Below are 5,079 nucleotides of genomic sequence, written 5' to 3' on the forward strand. Positions count from 1 at the left end.
GTCGGTGCCGGCGGGGCCGGACGTGCCGATGCAGACACCGATGTTGCCGGGGTGGGTACGGGTGTAGCCCTCCGCCATGTGCGAGGCGCCCTCGACATGGCGGGCGAGGGTGTGGGTGATGGAGCCGGCGGCCTTGAGCGCCGCGTAGAAGGGGTTGATCGCCGCACCGGGCACCCCGAACGCATCGGTCACGCCCTCGCGCCTGAGGATCTCAACTGCCGCGCGGGCAGCGGTCATACGAGCCATCGAGAACTCCTGCTTTCGACTGTCGGATGCCTGCTCCCGGCGCGCCCCGCGGTGAGCGGAATTCCGCATTATGGAAAGTAACTTCTACTATCTGGAATCAATGTAGGTCGGGGGGCGAACGCCGTCAAGAGACGGACAACCGGGCCCCGGCAGGAGCACCATGGGACGGCTGAACCGACGCGACGCCTGAGGGGGGGCCATGTCCGAGAGCGTGCCGGTGCGCTGCCCGGCCTGTCGGCGCGAGCACGTCTACACCGCGCCCTCCTACCCCTGCGCCTGTGGCGCACCGGTCACCCCGAGTCTCGACGCCACCGCCGACGTGACGGCGGTGGCGCACCGCGCGTGGGACGAGGACTGGGTGACGGTGAGCTGCGGTTCCTGCGGCCGCCGGGACCAGTGGCCGCAGCCGGAGGTGGGCTGTCCGTGCGGGGCGGTACTGCGCGTCCCGGTCGCCGGCACGGTGTCCGCGCCGGCGCCCGGACCCGAACCGCGGGGCGCCTTCCGTCCCATGACGATCCGCACCGCCCGGGACGCGGTCACGGCCGCCGCGCTCTATCTGCGCTGGCTCGGCTACCGGGACATCCGCCGCGCCGACCAGCGGCCGCCGTCCGGGGTCGGGCTGGCCGCACGCGGGCTGGTGGCGCAGGTGGATCCGACCGTGCGGGCGGCCTCGCGGCGGGATGTGGAGTGCCTGTGGCTGACGGCGATGGCGGAGGGGGCGGGGTGCGCGTACTTCTCCCTCGCGGGGTACGCCGAGGATGCGCGTGAGCAGGCCGACGCCTTGCGGGTGCCGCTGTTCGTGCTGGACCTCACGGGGGCGCCGCAGGCGGTGAACGGAGTTGCCGGGGAGATGAACGCGAACGGGGTCTGAGAGACTGCGGGCCGGTGGGGGCACTGCCCCTTACGGCGCGCTGTATCGCTCCCTCAGTTCGATCTTGCGGACCTTGCCCGAGACCGTCATCGGGAAGGTGTCCAGGATCCGGATCCTGGTCGGCACCTTGTAGTGGGCCAGGCGGCCCGCGCAGTACGCGCGCAGGTCCTCCAGGGTCGGTGGGGCCGCCGGGTCGTGCGGGATGACGCAGGCCAGGACCTCCTCGCCGTACGTCTCGTGCGGTACGCCGACCACCTGGACGTCACGGATCGCGGGGTGGCCGTAGAGGAACTCCTCGATCTCGCGCGGGTAGATGTTCTCCCCGCCCCGGATGATCATGTCCTTGATGCGGCCGACGATCTCGACGTACCCGTCCTCGCGCATCGTCGCCAGGTCGCCGGTGTGCATCCAGCGCCCGGGGTCGACGGCCTCCGCCGTCTTCTCGGGCTCGTTCCAGTAGCCGAGCATCACGCTGTAGCCACGGGTGCACAACTCACCGGCCGCACCGCGGGGTTGCGTCACCCCGGTGGCCGGGTCGACGACCTTGACCTCCAGGTGCGGCAGCACCCGGCCGACCGTGCCGGTGCGGTGTTCGAGGTCGTCGTCGATCCGGGTCTGCAGCGAGACCGGACTCGTCTCCGTCATGCCGTAGCAGATGGAGACCTCCGCCATGTGCATCTCGGCGACCACCCGCTTCATCACCTCGACCGGACAGGGCGAGCCCGCCATGATGCCGGTGCGCAGCGTGGAGAGGTCGTAGGACGCGAAGCCGGGGAGGTTGAGCTCCGCGATGAACATGGTCGGCACGCCGTACAGCGAGGTGCAGCGCTCCTGCTGGACCGCCTCCAGGGTGGCCTTCGGGTCGAAGGACGGGGCCGGGATCACCATGCAGGCGCCGTGCGAGGTGGCCGCGAGGTTGCCCATCACCATGCCGAAGCAGTGGTAGAAGGGGACGGGGATGCAGATCCGGTCCTGCTCCGTGTAGGAGACCGATTCCCCGACGAAGTAACCGTTGTTGAGGATGTTGTGGTGGGAGAGGGTGGCGCCCTTCGGGAAGCCGGTGGTGCCCGAGGTGTACTGGATGTTGATGGCATCGTCGCAGGACAACTCGGCCGCGCGGGAGCGCAGTTCCTCCCGGCTGCCGGACGTCCCGCGCGCCGCCAGCGCGTCCCAGCTCGGGTCCCCGAAGTACACGGTCTCGCGCAACTGCGGGCACCGGCCCCGCACTTCCTCGACCATCGCCCGGTAGTCGCTGGTCTTGTGACTGAGCGAGGCGAACAGCAGGGAGATCCCGGCCTGGTTGAGGACGTACTCGACCTCGTGGGTGCGGTAGGCCGGGTTGATGTTGACCATGATCGCGCCGATCCGGGCGGTGGCGTACTGCACCAGCACCCACTCGGCGCAGTTGACCGCCCAGATGCCCACCCGGTCGCCCCTGGCGATCCCGCTCGCGAGCAGCGCGTGCGCCAACCGGTCGACGTCGGTGGCGAATTCGGCGTACGTCCAGCGGCGCCCGGAGGCCACGTCCACGAGGGCCTCACGGTCGGGCCAGGTGGCCGCCGTCCGGCCGAGGTTGGCGCCGATCGTGTCGCCGAGCAGCGCGGTGGCACCGGTGCCGTGGGTGTACGACAGTTCGTCGGAGGTCACCGGAAGTCCTCCTCGCGGTACTCCTCGGCCGAGCCCTCCGCGGTGGCCTCGCGCAGCTCGATCCGGCGGATCTTGCCGGACACGGTCTTGGGCAGCGGGGCGAACTCCAGCCTGCGGATGCGCTTGTACGGTGCCAGCACCTGCCGGGAGTGCTCGAAGAGCACCTTCGCGGTGTCCGGGCCCGGCTCCCAGCCCGCCGCCAGCACGATGTACGCCTTGGGCACGGCGAGCCGCAGCTCGTCCGGCGCCGGCACGACGGCCGCCTCGGCCACCGCCTCGTGTTCCAGCAGCGCGCTCTCCAGCTCGAACGGGCTGATCTTGTAGTCCGACGCCTTGAACACGTCGTCCGCGCGGCCGACGTAGGTGATGTAGCCGTCCTCGTCCCGGGAGCCGATGTCACCGGTGCGGTAGTAACCGCCGGCCATCGCCTCCGCCGTCCGGTCGGCGTCTCCGTGGTACCCGGTCATCAGGCCCACCGGCCGCGCCGACAGGTCGAGGGCGATCTCGCCCTCCGCCGCACCCGGCGCGCCCGACACCGGGTCGAGCAGTTCGACGCGGTACCCGGGGCTCGGGCGGCCCATCGAGCCGGTCTTCAGGGGCTGCCCCGGGCTGTTGGAGACCTGTACGGCCGTCTCCGTCTGGCCGAACCCGTCCCGGATGGTGACGTTCCAGGCCCGCCGGACCTGCTCGATCACCTCGGGGTTGAGCGGCTCACCGGCCGCCACGACCTCCCTGGGCGGGGTGCCCAGCTGGGTGAGGTCGGCCTGGATCAGCATCCGCCACACGGTCGGCGGAGCGCAGAAGGAGGTCACGCCGTGCCGCTCCATCTCGGCCATCAGCCGGCCCGCGTCGAAACGCGCGTAGTTGTGGATGAAGACGGTCGCCTCCGCGTTCCACGGCGCGAACAGGTTCGACCAGGCGTGCTTGGCCCAGCCCGGCGAGGAGATGTTCAGGTGCACGTCACCGGGCTTGAGGCCGATCCAGTACATGGTGGCCAGGTGCCCGATGGGGTATGAGGTGTGGGTGTGCTCGACCAGCTTGGGGTGGGCGGTGGTGCCCGAGGTGAAGTAGAGCATCAGCGGGTCGTCGGCGAGGGTCGGCCCGTCCGGGACGAAGTCGGCGGCGGCGACGTACGCGTCCTCGTACGGCTCCCAGCCCGCCACCGGCACCCCGCCCACCGCGATCCGGGTGTAGGCCCCCGGCACCTCGTCGAACTTGGCGGCGTCCTCGGCGCGCACGAGCACGTGCTTCACCCGGCCCCGGTCGACGCGGTCGCGCAGGTCGGCCGGGCCGAGCAGCGGGGTCGCCGGGATGACGACGGCACGCAGCTTCATCGCGGCGAGCGCGGTCTCCCACAGCTCGGCCTGGTTGCCGAGCATGACGAGGATGCGGTCCTCGGGCTCGACGCCCCGGGCGCGCAGGTGGTTGGCCACCCGGTCGGAGCGCTCGGCCAGCTCGGCGAAGGACAGCTTGGTCTCGGTGCCGTCCTCCTCCACGACGTGCAGGGCGGTGCGGTCGTTGCCCTCGGCGATGACGTCGAACCAGTCGAGCGCCCAGTTGAAGTGGTCCGGACGCGGCCACTCGAAACCCTCGTAGGCGGTGGCGTAGTCCGTACGGTGTTCCAGCAGGAAGTCCCGTGCCCTGCGGAAGTCCTCCGTCGCACTCGTCATACGCGTCTCCTTCAGTACCGGACCATTGCCGGGCGGCTCTCTGGCATCGTGTAATCCGTGATGCAGGTCTCACTACCCCCGAACGGGGGTGTGGACAGCACGAAGCCGGGGTCGAAGGGGCAATACAGGTGGCAGCAGAGGTCGCGGGGGCGGTGGAGATACGCGGTGCGCTGGCCAGACTGCGGCGTGCCACCGGACTCCCGATCGCCTTCGGCGGACTGGTCGAGGCGGGCCGGCCGCAGATGCGGATCAGCGAGCTGAGCGGCACCCACACGATGTCCCTGCGTTCCCTCGCGGTGACCTCGGGCAACGGTCTGGGCGGCAAGGCGGTGGCGCTGGCCCGGCCGTGCGCGGTCACCGACTACTCCGTCTCCCGGCAGATCAGCCACGAGTACGACATCCCGGTGGCGACCGAGGGCATCCGCTCGGTCCTCGCGGTACCGGTGGTGGTACGGCGCCGGGTGCGGGGCGTGCTGTACGGCGCGCTGCGCACCGCCCAGCCGCTCGGCGACCGGACGCTGGGCGCTGCGGTGGCGGCGGCCCGGGACGTGGAGCAGGCACTGGTCGTGCAGGACGAGGCCCGGGGGCTGCTGGCCGCGGCGCGGCCGGAACCCGCCGTCGTGGCGGAGCCCGGAGCCGCGTGGG

5 protein-coding genes are annotated in these 5,079 nt (G+C 71.2%); 2 read left to right on the forward strand and 3 right to left on the reverse strand.

The window, feature by feature from the left end:
• Nucleotides 1–246, reverse strand: a 246-nt coding sequence (locus ABZ646_RS39690) for a thiamine pyrophosphate-binding protein (RefSeq protein ID WP_360530529.1), incomplete at its 3' end; no start/stop codon positions are given.
• A 199-nt stretch (nt 247–445) separates the two neighbouring features.
• Here ABZ646_RS39690 and ABZ646_RS39695 point away from each other — a divergent pair.
• Nucleotides 446–1,117: a hypothetical protein gene (locus ABZ646_RS39695; RefSeq protein ID WP_360530532.1), complete on the forward strand. Its 672-nt coding sequence runs from the start codon at nt 446–448 to the stop codon at nt 1,115–1,117.
• A gap of 30 nt (nt 1,118–1,147) precedes the next feature.
• On the opposite strand, the gene ABZ646_RS39700 is transcribed toward ABZ646_RS39695, so the two are convergent.
• Nucleotides 1,148–2,764, reverse strand: a complete 1,617-nt coding sequence (locus tag ABZ646_RS39700; RefSeq protein WP_360530535.1) for an AMP-binding protein — start codon at nt 2,762–2,764, stop codon at nt 1,148–1,150.
• Nucleotides 2,761–4,434 (reverse strand): AMP-binding protein, encoded by a 1,674-nt coding sequence (locus tag ABZ646_RS39705; RefSeq protein ID WP_360530538.1) that lies wholly within the window; start codon nt 4,432–4,434, stop codon nt 2,761–2,763. The genes ABZ646_RS39700 and ABZ646_RS39705 overlap by 4 nt, the downstream gene beginning before the upstream one ends.
• 128 nt (nt 4,435–4,562) lie before the next feature.
• Between ABZ646_RS39705 and ABZ646_RS39710 the strand changes: the two genes are divergently transcribed.
• Nucleotides 4,563–5,079: GAF domain-containing protein (locus tag ABZ646_RS39710; protein WP_360530541.1), on the forward strand; the 517-nt coding region annotated here is incomplete at its 3' end.

Origin of the sequence: Streptomyces sp. NPDC007162 (genome assembly GCF_040634175.1) — a bacterium.
In the GTDB taxonomy this organism is placed as follows: domain Bacteria; phylum Actinomycetota; class Actinomycetes; order Streptomycetales; family Streptomycetaceae; genus Streptomyces.